Raw genomic sequence first — 17,331 nt, 5'->3', positions numbered from 1 at the left:
TTTTTCGTTGAACAGTCTTTCCGTGAACGACCAAATCCTGCGTAACAGCGACATACTGACGACCGCCGAGCTCGCCAGCCAGGCAAGCCGCGCATCGGCGACGCCGATGATGGAGCAGTATATCGAAATCAAGGCGAACAATCCCGACAGTCTGCTCTTCTACCGCATGGGCGATTTCTACGAGCTGTTCTTCCAGGACGCCGTGGACGCGGCGCGGGCGCTGGGGATCACCCTGACAAAGCGCGGCCAGCACATGGGGCAGGATATCCCGATGTGCGGCGTGCCGATGCATGCGGCCGACGATTACCTACAGAAGCTGATCGCGCTCGGCTTTCGCGTTGCCGTCTGCGAGCAGGTGGAGGATCCGGCCGAGGCGAAGAAGCGCGGTTCGAAATCGGTGGTCCGCCGCGACGTGGTGCGGCTCGTCACGCCCGGCACGCTGACGGAGGAGAAGCTACTCTCGCCGTCGGACGCCAACTACCTGATGACGCTGTCGCGTATCCGCGGCGGCGCGGAACCGGCGCTTGCGCTGGCCTGGATCGACATCTCGACCGGTGTTTTCCGGCTGGCCGAGACCACGCAGCAGCGGCTGCTCGCCGACATCCTGCGCATCGAGCCGCGCGAACTGATCGTGCCCGACACGCTGTTCCACGATCCGGAATTCCGCCCGGTGATCGACGTGCTTGGCCGGGTCGCCGTGCCCCAGCCGGCGGTGCAGTTCGACAGTGCCACGGCGGAAGCGCGGATCGCCCGTTACTTCGACGTCGGCACGCTCGACGGCTTCGGCACATTCTCGCGCGCCGAGCTTTCGGCGGCGTCCGCGGCGGTCGCCTATGTCGAGAAGACTCAGATTGCCGAGCGCCCGCCGCTGGGGCCGCCGGAGCGCGAAAGCTCGGCCTCGACGCTCTTCATCGACCCGGCGACGCGGGCCAACCTGGAGCTGGTGCGTACGCTGTCGGGCGAAAAGAGCGGCACGCTGCTGAAGGCGCTCGACCGTACCGTGACGAGCGGCGGCGCCCGGCTGCTGGCCGAGCGGCTGATGTCGCCGCTGACCGACCCGGAGCCGGTCAACGAACGGCTCGATTCGATCGCCGCGCTCTTGGAGCGGCCGTCGTTTGCCTCCGACCTTCGCGATATGCTCAAGCTCTTGCCGGACATGCCGCGGGCACTGTCGCGGCTGGCACTCGGCCGCGGCGGACCGCGCGACCTCGGCGCCCTGCTGCACGGCCTGCGGGCCGCGGATGCCGTGGCGCGGATGATGGCCGGGCAGGGGCTGGAAGGGGAACTGGACGCAGCCCTGGCCGCGATCGCCGCACTGCCCTCTGCCCTCACGCAGCAGCTTGAAGCCATGCTCGGCGACGAGCTGCCGCTCCTGAAGCGAGACGGCGGCTTCATCCGCGAGGGCGCGGATGCAGAACTCGACGAGATGCGGGCCTTGCGCGACCAGTCGCGCCGGGTGATCGCCGGGCTGCAGCTGCAATATGCCGAGGAGACCGGCGTCAAGTCGCTGAAGATCAAGCATAACAACGTGCTCGGCTATTTCATCGAGGTTTCGGCGGGCAACGCTTCGGCGCTGACGGATGGCGACGAGGCGAAGGCCCGCTTCATCCATCGCCAGACGATGGCCGGCGCGATGCGCTTCACGACGACGGTGCTCTCCGAACTGGAGACGAAGATCGCCAATGCGGCCGACCGGGCGCTGGCGATCGAGCTTGCCGCCTTCGATGCTCTCACCGCGGCCGTCGTCGCCGAGGCCGATGCGATCAAGGCAGCAGCGCGTGCCCTTTCGGTGGTCGATGTCTCGCAAGGTCTGGCGGTGCTCGCCGAGGAGCAGGCCTATTGCCGGCCGGTCGTCGACCGCTCGAAGATGTTTGCCATCGTCGGTGGCCGCCATCCGGTGGTCGAGCAGGCGCTGCGCAAGCAGGCCGGCAATCCCTTCGTCGCCAATTCCTGCGACCTGTCGCCGAAGGGCGGCACGGGTACCAAGGGGGATGGTGCGATCTGGCTCCTGACCGGTCCGAACATGGGCGGTAAGTCGACCTTCCTGCGCCAGAATGCGCTGATCGCCATCCTGGCGCAGATGGGCTGCTACGTGCCCGCCGAAAGCGCGCATATCGGCATTGTCGACCGGCTGTTTTCGCGCGTCGGCGCCTCGGACGACCTGGCACGCGGGCGCTCGACCTTCATGGTCGAGATGGTCGAGACGGCGGCGATCCTCAACCAGGCGACCGAGCATTCGCTCGTCATCCTCGACGAGATCGGACGTGGCACGGCGACCTTCGACGGGCTTTCGATCGCCTGGGCGGCAGTCGAGCACCTGCACGAGGCCAACCGCTGCCGCGGCCTGTTCGCCACCCATTTCCACGAGCTGACGGTGCTGTCGGAAAAGCTCGCCCGCCTTTCCAATGCCACGATGCGGGTGAAGGAGTGGGACGGCGAAGTGATCTTCCTGCACGAGGTCGGACCGGGTGCGGCCGACCGCTCCTACGGCATTCAGGTGGCCCGGCTTGCCGGGCTGCCGGCGTCGGTGGTCGCGCGCGCCAAGGACGTGCTCGCCAAGCTGGAGGACGCCGACCGCAAGAACCCGGCAAGCCAGCTGATCGACGACCTGCCGCTGTTCCAGGTGGCGGTGCGCCGCGAAGAGGCGAAGAGCGCCGGCGTGTCGAAGGTGGACGAGATGCTGAAAGGGCTCAGCCCGGACGACATGTCGCCGCGCGAGGCTCTGGAGGCGCTCTATGCCCTGAAGCGGGAGGTCGGCAACGGGTAGGTGTCGAGCCCGGTTGCCCCCAGCGCCGGGAACGACTGTCGCGGCGCGCCGAAAAAGGCTATACGCCTTGCACACCCAGGGGCGATGACCTGGCACTGAAGGGTGACGATGGAGCAACAGAAAGCGGGCGACCGGCATTCGATGGACAGCAAGGTTACTGCTCCGGGCCATTCGGGCCTGCTCGATATCGCCGCTCTCAAGGGGCGTTGCGAATTCATCGCAAGCGCGCATGCCGACTACCGCGACCAGATGCGCAAGGCACTCCTTGGCGAACTGAAGAAAGCCTATACGGAAGGGCGCGAGCAGGCGCGCGAACTGCTGTCCGTCGATGGAAGCGGCCTTGCGTGTGCCGCGCGGCTCTCCTGGCTGCAGGACCAGATCATCACGGTGCTGCACGATTTTGCCTTGAACCACATCTTCAACGCCGCGATGGCGCCCGAGGCCGCGCGCATCACTGTGACCGCCGTCGGCGGTTACGGACGCGGCACGCTGGCGCCCGGCTCGGATATCGATCTTCTCTTCCTGCTGCCGGCCAAGCCGGCGTCGTGGAGCGCGCCGGCGATCGAGTTCATGCTCTACATCCTGTGGGACATGGGGTTCAAGGTCGGCCATGCGACCCGCAATATCGAGGAGAGCGTCCAGCTCTCCAAGGGGGACATGACGATCCGCACCGCGATCCTCGAGGCCCGCTATCTCTGCGGCTCGCGCCCGCTGTTTGACGAGCTGTGGACGCGCTTTACGCGCGAGATCATGCGCGGCACCGGCCCGGAATTCATCGCCGCCAAGCTCACCGAACGGGACGAGCGGCATCGCAAGGCGGGCGACACGCGCTACCTGGTGGAGCCGAACATCAAGGAGGGCAAGGGAGGGCTACGCGACCTGCACACGCTCTTCTGGATCGCCAAGTACCATTATCACGTCCGCGACACCGAGGAGCTGGTGAAGCTCGGCGTGCTCTCCCGTCACGAGTTCAAGCTGTTCCAGAAGGCGGAAGACTTTCTCTGGGCCGTGCGCTGCCAACTGCACTTCCTGACGGGCAAGGCCGAGGAACGGCTTTCCTTCGACGTCCAGCCGGAAATCGCCGCCTCCCTCGGCTATCAGCCGCACCCCGGCTTGTCGGCGGTGGAGCGCTTCATGAAGCATTATTTCCTGGTGGCCAAGGACGTCGGCGACCTGACGCGGATCTTCTGCGCCACGCTGGAGGACCAGCAGGCCAAGGAAGCGCCGGGGATTTCGGCGGCGATCAATCGCTTTGCCCGCCGCAACCGCAAGATCCCGGGTACGCTCGATTTCGTCGACGATCGCGGGCGCATCACCATCGCCGACCCGGAGGTGTTCAAGCGTGATCCGGTCAACCTGATCCGGCTGTTTCACATCGCCGATATCAATGGGCTCGAGTTTCATCCCGACGCGCTGAAGCTCGTCACCCGGTCGCTGAAGCTGGTGAACAACGCGCTGCGCGAGAACGACGAGGCGAACCGGCTGTTCCTGTCGATCCTGACCTCGCCGCGCGATCCGACGCTGAGCCTCAGGCGCATGAACGAGTCGGGCGTGTTGGGCCGCTTCATCCCCGATTTCGGCAAGATCGTCGCGATGATGCAGTTCAACATGTATCACCACTATACGGTCGACGAGCACCTGATCCGCTCCGTCGGCGTGCTGTCTGCGATCGACCAGGGCCGCGAGGCCGAGGCGCATCCGCTCACCGCGCAGATCATGCCGGCGATCGAGGACCGCGTCTCGCTTTATGTGGCGGTGCTGCTGCACGACATCGCCAAGGGCCGGCCGGAGGACCATTCCGTTGCCGGCGCCCGGGTGGCGCGCAAGCTCTGCCAGCGCTTCGGGCTTTCACCGAAGCAGACCGAGACGGTCGTCTGGCTGATCGAAGAGCATCTGGTCATGTCGATGGTGGCGCAGACGCGCGACCTCAACGACCGCAAGACCATCGTCGACTTCGCCGACAAGGTGCGCTCGATGGAGCGGCTGAAGATGCTGCTCATCCTGACCGTCTGCGATATCCGCGCGGTGGGGCCCGGCGTCTGGAACGGCTGGAAGGGCCAGTTGCTGCGCACGCTCTACTACGAGACCGAACTGTTGCTTTCGGGCGGCTTTTCCGAAGTCTCCCGCAAAGAGCGCGCCAGGTTCGCGCGCGAGAGGCTGCACGAGGCGCTGGTCGACTGGAGCCAGAAGGATCGCGATGCCTATACCCAGCTGCACTACGATCCCTACCTTTTGACTGTGCCGCTGGAGGACCAGGTGCGCCACGCCGCGTTCATCCGCGGCGCCGACAAGGTGGGCCAGGCGCTCGCCACAATGGTGCGCACCGATTCCTTCCACGCCATCACGGAAATCACGGTACTGTCGCCGGACCACCCGCGGCTCTTGACGGTGATCGCCGGCGCCTGCGCCGCAGCCGGGGCAAACATCGTCGATGCGCAGATCTTCACCACCTCGGACGGGCGCGCGCTCGACACGATCCTGGTCAACCGCGAGTTTCCAAACGATTCCGACGAGATGCGCCGCGCCGCCAGCATCGGCAAGATGATCGAGGACGTGCTCTCCGGCCGCAAGCGGCTGCCGGAAGTGATCGCGACGCGAACGCGCGGCCGCAAGCGCGCCAAGACCTTCGTTGTTCCGCCGGCGGTGACGATCTCGAACACGCTGTCGAACAAGTTCACCGTCATCGAGATCGAGTGCCTCGACCGTCCGGGCCTGCTCTCGGAGGTGACGGCGGTGCTCTCCGACCTGTCGCTCGACATCGCCTCGGCGCACATCACCACCTTCGGCGAGAAGGTGATCGACACCTTCTACGTGACCGATCTGCTCGGCCACAAGATCACCAACGAGAACCGGCAGAACAACATCGCCGCCCGCCTCAAGGCCGTCATGGCCGAGGAGGCGGACGAGGCGCGCGACCGGATGCCATCCGGCATTCTCGCGCCGGTCGGTACGCAGGCAGGGACAAGAACCAAAGAATGAGTCTGGTCAAGAAATTCGCGACGGTCGGCGGGGCAACGCTCGGCAGCCGCATCCTCGGCTTCGCCCGCGAGACCCTGATGGCCGCCGCCCTCGGCACCGGCCCGATGGCCGACGCCTTCTATGCGGCGTTCCGCTTCCCCAACCTCTTCCGCCGGCTTTTTGCCGAAGGCGCTTTCAATGCCGCCTTCGTGCCGCTGTTCGCCAAGGAGATCGAGGCGGGCGGCATCGAGGGCGCCAAGCGCTTCTCCGAGGAGGTGTTCGGCGTCCTGTTCACGGTGCTGATGATCATCACCATCGCCATGGAACTGGCGATGCCGTGGCTGGTGGCCTGGATCATCGCGCCGGGCTTCGTCGGCGAACCGGAAAAGTTCGACGTGACGGTGGAACTGGCGATCGTCATGTTCCCCTACCTGATGTGCATGTCGCTGACGGCGATGCTGTCGGGCATGCTGAACTCCCTGCATCATTATTTCGCCGCGGCCGTGGCGCCGGTGTTCCTCAACGTCGTGCTGATCGGTGCGCTCGGCCTTGCGCTCTACACCGGGGCCGCGCCGCTCGAAACCGCCTGGTATCTGTCCTGGGGCGTGCTTGCGGCCGGCGTGCTGCAGATGGCGGTGCTCTATGCCGGGGTGCGGCACGCAGGGATGCGCATCGGCTTCCGCCGGCCGCGGATGACGCCCAACGTCAAGCGGCTCCTGTGGCTGGCGCTGCCGGCGGCGGTGACTGGCGGCATCACCCAGATCAACCAGATCATCGGCCAGATGATCGCCTCCACCAAGGACGGGGCGATCTCGGTGCTGCAATATGCCGATCGCGTCTACCAGCTGCCGCTCGGCGTCGTCGGCATCGCCGTCGGCGTCGTGCTGTTGCCCGAGCTGGCGCGGGCGCTGAAGGCGGGCCATGAAAAGGAAGCCGGCAATCTGCAGAACCGCTCGATGGAGTTCGTGCTGTTTCTGACGCTGCCGGCGGCCGGCGCGCTCTGGGTGATCTCCGACGAGATCGTGCGGGTTCTCTACGAACGTGGTGCGTTTTCGCCGGAAACGACCTCCGTCGTTGCCGGGACGCTCGCGATCTACGGTTTGGGACTTCCCGGCTTCGTGATGATCAAGGCGCTCAATCCGGGCTTCTTCGCCCGCGAGGACACGAAGACGCCGATGCGCATCACCATGGCCTCGGTCGTCGTCAACTGCGTGCTCGCCGTGTCGCTCTTTCCCTTCTTCTACGAGCGCGGGATTGCCACGGCGGAGGCGACCTCCGGCTGGCTGACGGCGATCTTTCTGTTCGCAACCCTTGTCCGACGCGGCCACTGGCCGCTGGAGAAGGCGCTGGCCTGGCGCGTGGCGCGGCTTGTGATCGCGACGGTGATCATGGCGGTCTGCCTCGACTACGCCTCCGAGGCGCTCGCCGGCTGGCTGGCGCCGACGTCGCCGCTGCTCGACCAGGTCACAGCGCTCGGTGCGCTGGTCGCGCTTGCCATGGGGGTCTATTTCGGCGTGGCCTTCCTCATCGGCGGCGCCGATCTCGGCATGATCCGACGCAACATCGGGCGCAAGGCCGCGACAAAGCCGGACGCGCCTAAAGGCGGCAACTGAGGGCAGATCGCCCCTCATCGCCCCTGCCGCGCTTGCTTAACGCATGGCCACCGTCGTCGTTGTCTTCTGCTTCTTCGAGCGCGCCCGACCGCCGCCGCAATAGTTCCAGCGCCGGCTTGGTCCGACGTCGACATGGACGAGGCCATTGCAGTAGGTCCCGATGCCGCCGATGCCCGGCGCCGCCATCGCCGCGGCGACGATCTTGCTCACCGAGACGCCGGGGACCCGGATGTCGGCCGCCATGCATTTGCGGTGATAGGAGCCGCGCCGCCCGCCGGTGCGATGACCGGAGGTAACGAGCGGGCGCCGACCGGTCTTGGCGGAGATATACGCCAGGACCGCCTGCAGTTTGCCCGGGAAGCAGCTGTGCCGAACGCGTGGCGTCTGTGTCGCATAGGCCAGCGTGACCCGGGCCTTCGGCGTTCGCAACGGTGCCTTCGTGTGTTCGCCGGCCTGCGCCTCGCCCATGACGAGCGACGAGAGCGTGAACAGACCAGCCAGCAGGATGGAACAGGCATTTCGCATGATACCTCTCCCTTTGCCCGTCAGGCGTGCTGATCGGAGTCCCCCTTCTGCCCAAGCGAGAACTAAAATCCAGAAAAAGGCTTTTCTGCGGATAAAATTGCTAATATTAGATAATACTTAAGAAGTAGATTAAACGCGGTGTCCGCTTGGCGCGATTACGCGCGCGGCCGGTGTTCTCTCCCAAGTGTCGCCCCTTGATTGTGGCTTTGTCGCCGTGCATAAGCGCCGGCGTGAACCTGTTGCAGCGATCGCTGCTTGGGCCCTCCACCAGCCTCACGAGGACAACATGACCACTTTCAAGCCGCTCGTCTTTTCCGGCGTCCAGCCGACGGGCAATCTCCATCTCGGCAACTACCTCGGCGCGATTCGCAAGTTCGTCACCCTGCAGGAAAGCAACGACTGCATCTACTGCGTCGTCGACCTGCATTCGATCACCGCGCAACTGGTCCACGACGACCTGCCCGGCCAGATCCGCTCGATCGCCGCCGCCTTCATTGCCTCCGGCATCGATCCGGAAAAGCATATTGTTTTCAATCAGTCAGCGGTGCCGCACCATGCCGAACTGGCATGGGTCTTCAATTGCGTCGCCCGCATCGGCTGGATGAACCGGATGACCCAATTCAAGGACAAGGCCGGCAAGGACCGCGAGAACGCCTCGCTCGGCCTGCTGGCCTATCCGAGCCTGATGGCGGCCGACATTCTCGTCTATCGCGCCACCCACGTGCCGGTCGGCGACGACCAGAAGCAGCATCTGGAGCTGGCCCGCGACATCGCCATGAAGTTCAACCTGGACTTCCAGGAGAAGATCCGCCGCACCGGAACCGGCATCGACATCACGGTCGGCGACGAGCCGGTGCATGCCTATTTTCCGATGGTCGAGCCGCTGATCGGCGGGCCGGCGCCACGCGTCATGAGCCTGCGCGACGGTACGAAGAAGATGTCGAAATCCGATCCGTCCGACCTGTCGCGCATCAACCTGATGGATGATGCCGATACGATCTCGAAGAAGATCCGCAAGGCCAAGACCGATCCGGACGCGCTGCCGAGCGAGGTCGAAGGACTGAAGGGCCGCCCCGAGGCGGAGAACCTCGTCGGCATCTACGCCGCCCTTTCCGACCGATCGAAGGCGGACGTTCTGGCTGAGTTCGGCGGCCAACAGTTTTCCGCCTTCAAGCCGGCGCTGGTCGACCTCGCCGTCAGCGTACTTTCGCCGATCACGGAGGAGATGCGCCGGTTGATGGATGACACCAGCCACATCGACGCCATCCTACGTAGCGGCGGCGAGCGAGCGCGCGAGCGGGCGGAGAAGACAATGGGCGAAGTCTCCGACATCATCGGCTTCTTGCGCTGAGGCTGCAGTGCCTGCGCCCTTTTCCGGCGTGCCGGGAGAGGGCGAGGCTGGGCGTCGAAGGCAAGCGCTACGTGGCCGGTCGCCTGACGTTGACGCTTGCCAATTCCCATTGTCGCGATTTGGTATAAGCTGCAATGGAATCGGCCGGAAGGTGAATGCACAATGGTATCGCAACGACTTTCACGCCTGGACGGCCATCGCCGGAAGTTCCTGGCGATCGTCGACGAAACGCCCGAGTGCCGGCGTGCGACCCACTATGCCGCCTCACGGGCGAAGAATTCCAACGGTGCCGTGGTGCTGCTCTACGTCATTCCCGCCGGCGATTTTCGCGAGTGGCTCGGGGTTGAAGAGATCATGCGGGCGGAAGCGCGCGAGGAAGCCGAAGCAATCCTTGCAAAGGTCGCCCAGTCGCTGCGCGAAACGCTCGGCATCGAACCGGAAACGGTGATCCGCGAGGGAAACGCAACCGAGCAGATCAACGCCCAGATCGAAGACGACCGGGACATCGCGATCCTGGTGCTGGCAGCCGGCGCGACGAAGGAGGGGCCGGGGCCGCTGGTCTCCTCGCTCGCCGGTCGCAGCGCGACCTTTGCGATCCCCGTGACGGTCATTCCGCAAGACCTGACAGACGAGGAGCTCGACGCGCTGAGCTGATCGGCTCACGGCTGGCGAGCGCGTGAATTTGCCGCCGGTCCCTTGATGCGGCGCAGGGAAAAGTCTATCTTTCTTTTGAATAATTCTAAACAGTTCGCCGCGGGCACGGCCCAGCAGCATGGAGACGAAACGATGTTCATCCAGACCGAAACCACGCCGAACCCGGCGACCTTGAAGTTCTTGCCCGGCAAGATCGTGCTGGAGCAGGGCACGGCCGAGTTTCGCAGCGAGACGGAAGCCGCCGCCGCCTCGCCGCTCGCCGCGCGCCTATTTGCCGTACCGGGCGTCACCGGTGTGTTCTTCGGCTACGACTTCATCACGGTGACCAAGGAAGACGCGGACTGGCAGCATCTGAAGCCGGCGATCCTCGGCACGATCATGGAGCATTTCATGTCCGGGCAGCCCATTCTTGCCGATGGGGCGTTGGGTGCCGAGGAGAACGAGGAAGGCGAATTCTACGACGAGGGCGACGAGGCGATCGTTGCCACCATCAAGGAGTTGCTGGCCACTCGCGTCCGTCCCGCGGTCGCGCAGGACGGCGGCGACATCACCTTCAAGGGTTATCGCGACGGCCGCGTCTATCTCAACATGAAAGGCGCCTGCTCCGGGTGCCCGTCGTCCACCGCCACGCTGAAACACGGTGTGCAGAAGCTGTTGCACCATTTCATACCGGAAGTTCAGGAAGTTGAAGCTGTCATGTAAATTCCGGCACCCGCCGACCGGGTGCCTCCGATGATCCTGCTGGCAATCGACACCTCCGGCAGCGGCTGCAACGCGGCCATCTACGACAGTGATGCGGACAAGACGCTTGGCGCTGCCGGCGAGGATATCGGCCGCGGCCATGCCGAGCGCCTGATGGAGTTCATCGACCTGGCGCTGGGCAATGCCGGTGTCGACCTGCCGCAGATCGAGCGGGTCGCCGTTACGATCGGCCCGGGTTCCTTCACCGGCATTCGTGTGGGGGTCGCGGCCGCGCGCGGCCTGTCGCTGGCGCTCGGCATTCCCTCCGTCGGCGTCACGACGCTCGCCTGTCTGGCCGCGCAGCATCTGCGTGACCGGCCGGGGATGCCGGTGTTCGTCGCGATCGACGCCAAGCGCGGCGAAGCCTATTGCCAGCCCTTTTCGGCCGACGGCCAGCCCGGCGGCCAAGCGGCCGTGCTCTCCCTCGATGAAGCACGGATCGCTGCGGCCAAGGCAGGAGGCGCCGTCATCGGTTCGGCTGCGCCGCTGCTCGGCGACGGCGCCACGGTCGGCTCCGCGGACATTCTCTCCATCGACATGGTCGCGCGGCTTGGCGCGCTTGCCGATCCCGCGGCCGATCGGCCGAAACCACTCTATCTTCGCGGCCCGGACGCCAAGCCCCAGGCCGGCTTTGCCATTGCGAGGGCCTGATTGCCGTGGCGCTGACCGACTTTTTCATTCGCAAGCCGGAGTTCGAAATCTTTCCGATAGCGGTGGGCGATCGCGGCGTGGCAGCAAGCCTGCACAAGGCGCGCTTCGCCCGCGCCTGGAGTGACGGTGAGTTTCATTCGCTGCTCGCCCAGGACACCGTCTTCGGCTTCGTCGCCTGGCAGGTGAACACATCCGGTCGGTCGGCCGGCGGCTTCGTGCTGGCGCGGGCCGCGGCAGGCGAGGCGGAGATCCTGACGATTGGCGTCGATGCGCGCTTCGAGCGCGCCGGCCTCGGCTGGCGGCTGATGCTGGCGGCATTGCGCGAGGCGCGCATGCGCGGCGCCGACGAGATTTTCCTCGAGGTGGATGAGGGCAACATCGCGGCGCTGAGGCTCTACGACAAGCTCGGCTTCATCAAGGTCGGCGAACGGAAAGCCTACTATGAGGGGGCCGGCGGACGGTCCACGGCGCTTGTCATGAGGCGCGATCTTCGCTAGTCCCCTTGTGAGCGGTGTCGCATTTCGATGCACACCGGCATGCTTGCGACGGGAATAATGCGAAATGACAGAACCGGAGAAAACGCTGGAAGAGCTTTGCGTCGAGCGCGGCATGCGCATGACCGAGCAACGCCGCGTCATCGCCCGCGTGCTGGAGAGTTCTGCCGACCATCCCGACGTGGAGGAACTCTATCGCCGCTCGGCGGAGGTCGATCCGCGCATCTCGATCTCGACGGTCTACCGCACGGTGAAGCTGTTCGAGGATGCCGGCATCATCGAGCGTCATGATTTCCGCGACGGACGGTCGCGCTACGAGACGGTTCCCGAGGAACACCACGATCATCTAATCGACCTGAAGAGCGGCCGGGTGATCGAGTTCCACTCTCCGGAAATCGAGGCGCTGCAGGAACGGATCGCGCGCGAGCATGGCTTCAAGCTCGTCGATCACCGGCTGGAGCTTTATGGCGTGCCCTTGAAGAAGGAGGGCGAGTAGGGCGGTCTGACGAGGCGCCGTCTGCTCGCAAGACCCGCTTGATCGCCTGGCTCCGCATCGTCCTTGCCCTTTCCTGCCTGGCGCTCGTGACATTGGCGCTGCTGCCGGTCCAACTCGTCGCCCTCCGCTTCGACCTGAAACTCCGCCGGCGCATTCCGCGGCTCTGGCATCGCGCAGCTTGCCGGCTGATCGGGCTGCGGGTGCGCGTGCACGGAACGCTGGAGCGGCGCCGGCCGCTGATGCTGGCGGCAAACCATGCTTCCTGGAAGGATATTCTTGTGCTCGGCTCGCTCGCCGACGTCGTCTATATCGCAAAGGCCGAGGTGCGAGACTGGCCGGTCTTCGGCCTTCTCGCCCGTCTCCAGGCATCGATCTTCGTCGTGCGCGAGGAGAAGCGCAAGACCGGTGAGCAGGTCAACGACATCGCCGGGCGTCTCGCCGGCGGCGAGATTGTCGTCCTGTTTCCGGAGGGCACGACCTCGGACGGCAACCGGCTCTTGGAGATCAAGACCTCGCTGTTCGGTGCCGCCGCCACCGCCGCCTCCGCAGCACCGGGCGGTACGGTCTTCATCCAGCCGGTATCGATCGCCTATACCGGTGTTCACGGCATGGCGATGGGGCGCTATCATCGCCCGATCGCCGCCTGGCCCGGCGACATTGCCATGATCCCGCATCTGCTCGGCATCCTGAAGGAGGGTGCGCTCGACGTGGATGTCGATTTTGGCGAGATGATCGTCTACGGCCCGTCGAGCAACCGCAAGGTCGTCAGCCGCGAGGTGGAGGCACGAATCCGCAAGATGCTCGGCGATCGGCTGCGTGGGCGGTGAAAGGGCTTCATTTTCCGGGCCATTTCGACTAAAGAGCCGCCATGACCGACCAGATTTCCGCCACCGAGGTGACCGAGCAGCAGCCGCCAGCGATCGCCAACACCCGCAAGGTGTTCGTGAAGACCTATGGCTGCCAGATGAACGTCTACGACAGTGAGCGCATGACGGATGCGCTGTCGAAGGACGGCTACGAGGCGACAACCACGCTCGAGGACGCCGATCTCGTCCTGCTCAACACCTGCCACATCCGCGAGAAGGCGGCGGAAAAGGTCTACTCGCAGCTCGGCCGCCTGCGCGACATGAAGAAGGCGCGCGCCAAGGAAGGCCGCGAATTCATGATCGGCGTCACCGGCTGCGTCGCCCAGGCCGAAGGCGACGAGATCCTGCGCCGCGCCCCGGCGGTCGATCTCGTCATCGGCCCGCAGACCTATCATCGCCTGCCCGAGGCGCTCAAGCGCGCCAAGCAGGGCGAGCGCGTCGTCGAGACCGACTATGCGATCGAGGACAAGTTCGACCACCTGCCCGCACCGCAGAAGGCACAGACCCGCGCGCGCGGCGTCACGGCGTTCCTGACGGTGCAGGAGGGCTGCGACAAGTTCTGCACCTTCTGCGTCGTGCCCTATACCCGCGGCTCCGAAGTCTCCCGCCCGATGGCCAAGATCGTCGCCGAAGCGGAGAGACTGGTCGAGGCCGGCGTGCGCGAGATCACCCTGCTCGGCCAGAACGTCAATGCCTGGCACGGGATCGGCCCCGACGGCGTCGAACTGGGGCTCGGCGCCCTGCTTGGCCGCTTGTCCGAGATCGACGGGCTGGCGCGCATCCGCTACACGACCAGCCATCCGCGCGACATGGACGACGCTTTGATTGGCGCCCACCGCGACCTGCCGAAGTTGATGCCCTATCTGCACCTGCCGGTGCAGTCGGGCTCGGACCGCATCCTCAAGGCGATGAACCGGCGTCACACGGCGGCCGAGTATGTCGCGCTGATCGAGCGCATCCGTGCCGTCCAGCCCGATCTCGCCATTTCCGGTGACTTCATCGTCGGCTTCCCCGGCGAGAGCGAGGTGGACTTCGAGGACACGATGGCGCTCGTGCGCAAGGTCGGCTACGCGCAGGCCTTCTCGTTCAAGTATTCGACCCGGCCGGGCACACCGGGCGCGGAGATGGACGGGCAGGTCCCGGAAGGTGTAAAGTCCGAACGCCTTGAAAGATTGCAGGCCCTGCTGTTCGAACAGCAGACGGCCTTCGCCGCAGGTTGCGTCGGCAAGAACATCGACCTTCTGCTTGAAAAACCGGGGCGCATGCCCGGCCAACTCGTCGGACGTTCGCCCTGGTTGCAGCCTGTTAATATTGATGCAAAAGGTTCCGAAATCGGTGACATTATAAGGGTGCGAATCACCGGTGCCGGCCCCAACAGCCTCTTCGCTGAGGCGATCGGTTGATGGGCGGACAACTAGGGAGCCTTGCCGCTTGAACGGACACGAATTGATGACGACATCGCCGCGCCAGTCGAAGCCGCCTGCGACAGACGCAAATCACTTCGTGCTAACCTTCGAGAATAATCGATACGCCAGCGAGCTGTTCGGCCAGTTCGACCAGAATCTGAAGCTGCTGGAACAGCGGCTGCAGATCGACGCCCGCGCCCGCGGCAACTCCGTCGTCATTTCCGGCGACGTGGTGGCGACCAACCAGGCCCGCCGCGCGCTCGACTATCTCTACGGCCGGCTGCAGAGCGGCGGGTCGGTGGAGCTGTCCGACGTCGAGGGCGCGATCCGGATGGCGGTCGCCGCCGATGACCAGCTTTCCTTGCCGACGATGGAGCGCAAGGCCAAGCTGACCATGACGCAGATTTCCACCCGCAAGAAGACGATCGCGGCGCGCACGCCGATGCAGGATGCCTATATCCGTGCGCTGGAGCGTTCCGAGCTCGTCTTCGGTGTCGGGCCAGCCGGCACCGGCAAGACCTATCTGGCGGTCGCTTATGCCGCCCAGCTTCTCGAGCGCGGCGCCGTCGACCGGATCGTCCTGTCGCGACCGGCCGTGGAAGCCGGCGAACGGCTCGGCTTTTTGCCGGGCGACATGAAGGAGAAGGTCGACCCCTACCTTCGCCCGCTCTACGACGCGCTTTACGACATGATGCCCGGCGACAAGGTCGAGCGGGCGATCGCGGCCGGCGTCATCGAGATCGCGCCGCTGGCGTTCATGCGCGGGCGCACGCTCGCCAATGCGGCGGTGATCCTGGACGAGGCGCAGAACACCACCTCCATGCAGATGAAGATGTTCCTCACCCGCCTCGGCGAGAACGGGCGCATGATCGTCACCGGCGATCCCAGCCAGATCGATCTGCCGCGCGGGATGAAGTCCGGCCTGGTGGAGGCGCTGCACATTCTGCAAGGGGTCGAAGGCGTGTCGGTGGTGCGCTTCAAGGATGCCGACGTCGTTCGCCATCCGATGGTGGCGCGCATCGTCCGGGCCTACGAATCCCAGAGCGCCGTCCAGGACGAAAGCGAGCTGATGGACCGCTGAGGCGGTCCCTTGTCCCATGACTGAAATCGACATCCAGATCAGCGTCGAAGGGGGCTCCTGGCCCGACGAGACGGCGCTCCTTGCCCAGAGCGCGCGGGTGATCGGCGCGGCAGCCGGCCATCTGGCCAGGGCGGAAGGGCAGCCCTTCCCAAAACAGCCGCCGGAACTGTCGCTGCTTTTCACCGACGACGCGTCGATCCAGGCGATCAATGCCGAATGGCGGGGGCAGGACAAGCCGACGAACGTCCTGTCTTTCCCTGCCTATCCCCTGGCGCCCGGCGACACGCCCGGCCCGATGCTGGGCGATATCATCCTGGCATACGAGACCTTGCAGCGGGAGGCCGGCGAACTGGGCAAGCCGTTCGACGAGCATCTGACGCATCTTCTAGTGCATGGATTTCTGCACCTCTTCGGTTATGATCATATGGAAACCGACGAGGCCGAAGAAATGGAGGGGCTGGAGACTCGCATTTTGGGCGAGCTTGGCCTATCTGACCCCTACGGGGACGACCCGGTTCAATAGTTTGGAACGATGAGCGATTTGAGAACACAGCCGCTGACGGCTGACACGAACGAGGCCGGCGCCTCAGAGCAGGACGACGGGGGCAGTACGCCCAAGCCGGAACCTCAGTCGAGACCGGCACGATCCTTCTGGGCGCGCGCCACGCGCTTCTTCCGCAACCAGGACGCTTCGACGCTGCGCCATGACCTGGCTGAGGCGCTGAAGACCTCGGACCTGTCCGACGACGCGGCCTTTTCGCCCGAAGAGCGGGCGATGCTGCACAACATCCTGCGCTTCCGCGAGATCCGCGTCGAGGACGTGATGGTCCCGCGCGCCGACATCGAGGCAGTGGAGCAGGACGTCACCATCGGTGAGTTGATGGTGATCTTCGAGGAATCGGGCCATTCACGCATGCCCGTCTATTGCGACAGCCTCGACGACCCGCGCGGCATGGTGCACATCCGCGACCTTCTCGCCTATGTGACGAAGCAGGCGCGCAACAAGCGGCGCAACGGAGCGAAGAACGGCGCCGCCACGGCGGTCCCGGCTGCCGCCGGTGAAAAACCGGCCAAGGCGCCGAAGCCGCAGTTCGATCTCGCCCGAGCCGACCTGAGCAAGACGGTGCTGGAGGCGGGCATCATCCGGCCGGTGCTGTTCGTACCACCCTCGATGCTCGCATCGGACCTGATGGGACGCATGCAGGCCGCCCGCACGCAGATGGCGCTCGTCATCGACGAATATGGCGGAACTGACGGTCTTGCGTCGCTGGAAGACATCGTCGAGATGGTCGTCGGCAACATCGAGGACGAGCACGACGACGACGAGGCGATGATTACGCCGGTCTCCGACGACGTCTTCATCGCCGACGCGCGGGCCGAACTCGAGGAGTTGGCCGAGACGATCGGCGGCGATTTCGACATTCGCGAGCAGCTTGAGGATGCCGACACGCTGGGTGGCCTCATCTTCAACTCGCTTGGTCGCATCCCGGTTCGCGGCCAGGTCGTGCAGGCCTTGCCCGGCTTCGAGTTCCACGTGCTCGACGCCGATCCCCGTCGCGTCAAGCGGGTGCGGATCACCCGCAAGCGCCCGCCCGCCCAGCGCCGCCGACAGGCGAAGCCGGAGAGCGAGAATGTTGTCGCCGTACCCGAGCACGCCCCTGTTGAAGGCGACAAGACCCAAGGCAACGCCTGACCCGGCGTATTGTGCTGAATTGGCGTGTCAGGGGC

General features: G+C 65.3%; 15 protein-coding genes. 14 read left to right on the top strand and 1 reads right to left on the bottom strand.

The features are described from left to right. Positions 1-22 precede the first annotated feature (22 nt). From mutS to murJ, 3 genes are all read left to right on the top strand, one after another. Complete coding sequence (gene mutS / locus J2Y48_RS01545; protein WP_310411657.1) at positions 23-2,767, top strand: DNA mismatch repair protein MutS; 2,745 nt, start codon at positions 23-25, stop codon at positions 2,765-2,767. A 141-nt stretch (positions 2,768-2,908) separates the two neighbouring features. Further along, entirely contained in the window at positions 2,909-5,746 is a 2,838-nt protein-coding gene (locus tag J2Y48_RS01540; protein ID WP_310412690.1) for a [protein-PII] uridylyltransferase, read from the top strand. Continuing rightward, positions 5,743-7,338, top strand: a complete 1,596-nt coding sequence (gene murJ / locus J2Y48_RS01535; protein ID WP_310411654.1) for a murein biosynthesis integral membrane protein MurJ — start codon at positions 5,743-5,745, stop codon at positions 7,336-7,338. Before J2Y48_RS01540 ends, murJ begins: the two co-directional genes overlap by 4 nt. A gap of 36 nt (positions 7,339-7,374) precedes the next feature. Here the strand turns inward: murJ and J2Y48_RS01530 are convergent, their stop codons facing one another. Then, positions 7,375-7,863 carry a DUF882 domain-containing protein gene (locus J2Y48_RS01530; RefSeq protein WP_310411651.1) on the bottom strand — a complete coding sequence of 163 codons (489 nt, stop codon included), beginning with the start codon at positions 7,861-7,863 and terminating at the stop codon, positions 7,375-7,377. Between the two features lie 286 nt (positions 7,864-8,149). Here J2Y48_RS01530 and trpS point away from each other — a divergent pair, with 286 nt between their 5' ends. The 11 genes from trpS (at position 8,150) to J2Y48_RS01475 (ending at position 17,296) form a co-directional block, all read left to right on the top strand. Beyond that, entirely contained in the window at positions 8,150-9,214 is a 1,065-nt protein-coding gene (gene trpS, locus J2Y48_RS01525) for a tryptophan--tRNA ligase (RefSeq protein WP_310411648.1), read from the top strand. A gap of 162 nt (positions 9,215-9,376) precedes the next feature. Beyond that, a complete protein-coding gene (locus J2Y48_RS01520; RefSeq protein WP_310411646.1) occupies positions 9,377-9,868 on the top strand; it encodes a universal stress protein in 492 nt (163 codons plus the stop codon). A 132-nt stretch (positions 9,869-10,000) separates the two neighbouring features. After that, positions 10,001-10,570 carry a NifU family protein gene (locus J2Y48_RS01515; protein ID WP_310411643.1) on the top strand — a complete coding sequence of 190 codons (570 nt, stop codon included), beginning with the start codon at positions 10,001-10,003 and terminating at the stop codon, positions 10,568-10,570. Between the two features lie 30 nt (positions 10,571-10,600). Then, on the top strand, positions 10,601-11,260 hold the full coding sequence (gene tsaB / locus J2Y48_RS01510; RefSeq protein ID WP_310411640.1) for a tRNA (adenosine(37)-N6)-threonylcarbamoyltransferase complex dimerization subunit type 1 TsaB: 660 nt from the start codon (positions 10,601-10,603) through the stop codon (positions 11,258-11,260). 5 nt (positions 11,261-11,265) lie between these two features. Further along, positions 11,266-11,757: a GNAT family N-acetyltransferase gene (locus tag J2Y48_RS01505; RefSeq protein WP_310411637.1), complete on the top strand. Its 492-nt coding sequence runs from the start codon at positions 11,266-11,268 to the stop codon at positions 11,755-11,757. A gap of 64 nt (positions 11,758-11,821) precedes the next feature. After that, a complete protein-coding gene (locus J2Y48_RS01500; protein ID WP_310411635.1) occupies positions 11,822-12,250 on the top strand; it encodes a Fur family transcriptional regulator in 429 nt (142 codons plus the stop codon). A 38-nt stretch (positions 12,251-12,288) separates the two neighbouring features. Next, positions 12,289-13,077, top strand: coding sequence for a 1-acyl-sn-glycerol-3-phosphate acyltransferase (locus J2Y48_RS01495; protein WP_310411632.1), 789 nt, complete (start codon positions 12,289-12,291; stop codon positions 13,075-13,077). A gap of 41 nt (positions 13,078-13,118) precedes the next feature. After that, positions 13,119-14,519: a tRNA (N6-isopentenyl adenosine(37)-C2)-methylthiotransferase MiaB gene (gene miaB, locus J2Y48_RS01490; protein ID WP_310411629.1), complete on the top strand. Its 1,401-nt coding sequence runs from the start codon at positions 13,119-13,121 to the stop codon at positions 14,517-14,519. A 28-nt stretch (positions 14,520-14,547) separates the two neighbouring features. Next, complete coding sequence (locus tag J2Y48_RS01485) at positions 14,548-15,603, top strand: PhoH family protein (protein ID WP_310411625.1); 1,056 nt, start codon at positions 14,548-14,550, stop codon at positions 15,601-15,603. Positions 15,604-15,619: 16 nt separating this feature from the next. After that, positions 15,620-16,126, top strand: a complete 507-nt coding sequence (ybeY, locus tag J2Y48_RS01480; protein ID WP_310411622.1) for an rRNA maturation RNase YbeY — start codon at positions 15,620-15,622, stop codon at positions 16,124-16,126. Between the two features lie 9 nt (positions 16,127-16,135). After that, on the top strand, positions 16,136-17,296 hold the full coding sequence (locus tag J2Y48_RS01475; RefSeq protein ID WP_310411619.1) for a hemolysin family protein: 1,161 nt from the start codon (positions 16,136-16,138) through the stop codon (positions 17,294-17,296). Positions 17,297-17,331 lie beyond the last annotated feature (35 nt).

The organism is Mycoplana sp. BE70 (assembly GCF_031455855.1).
GTDB lineage: Bacteria > Pseudomonadota > Alphaproteobacteria > Rhizobiales > Rhizobiaceae > Mycoplana.
The sequence above is the reverse complement of the archived record's forward strand: the minus strand, read 5'-3'. Positions and strand labels throughout refer to the sequence as shown.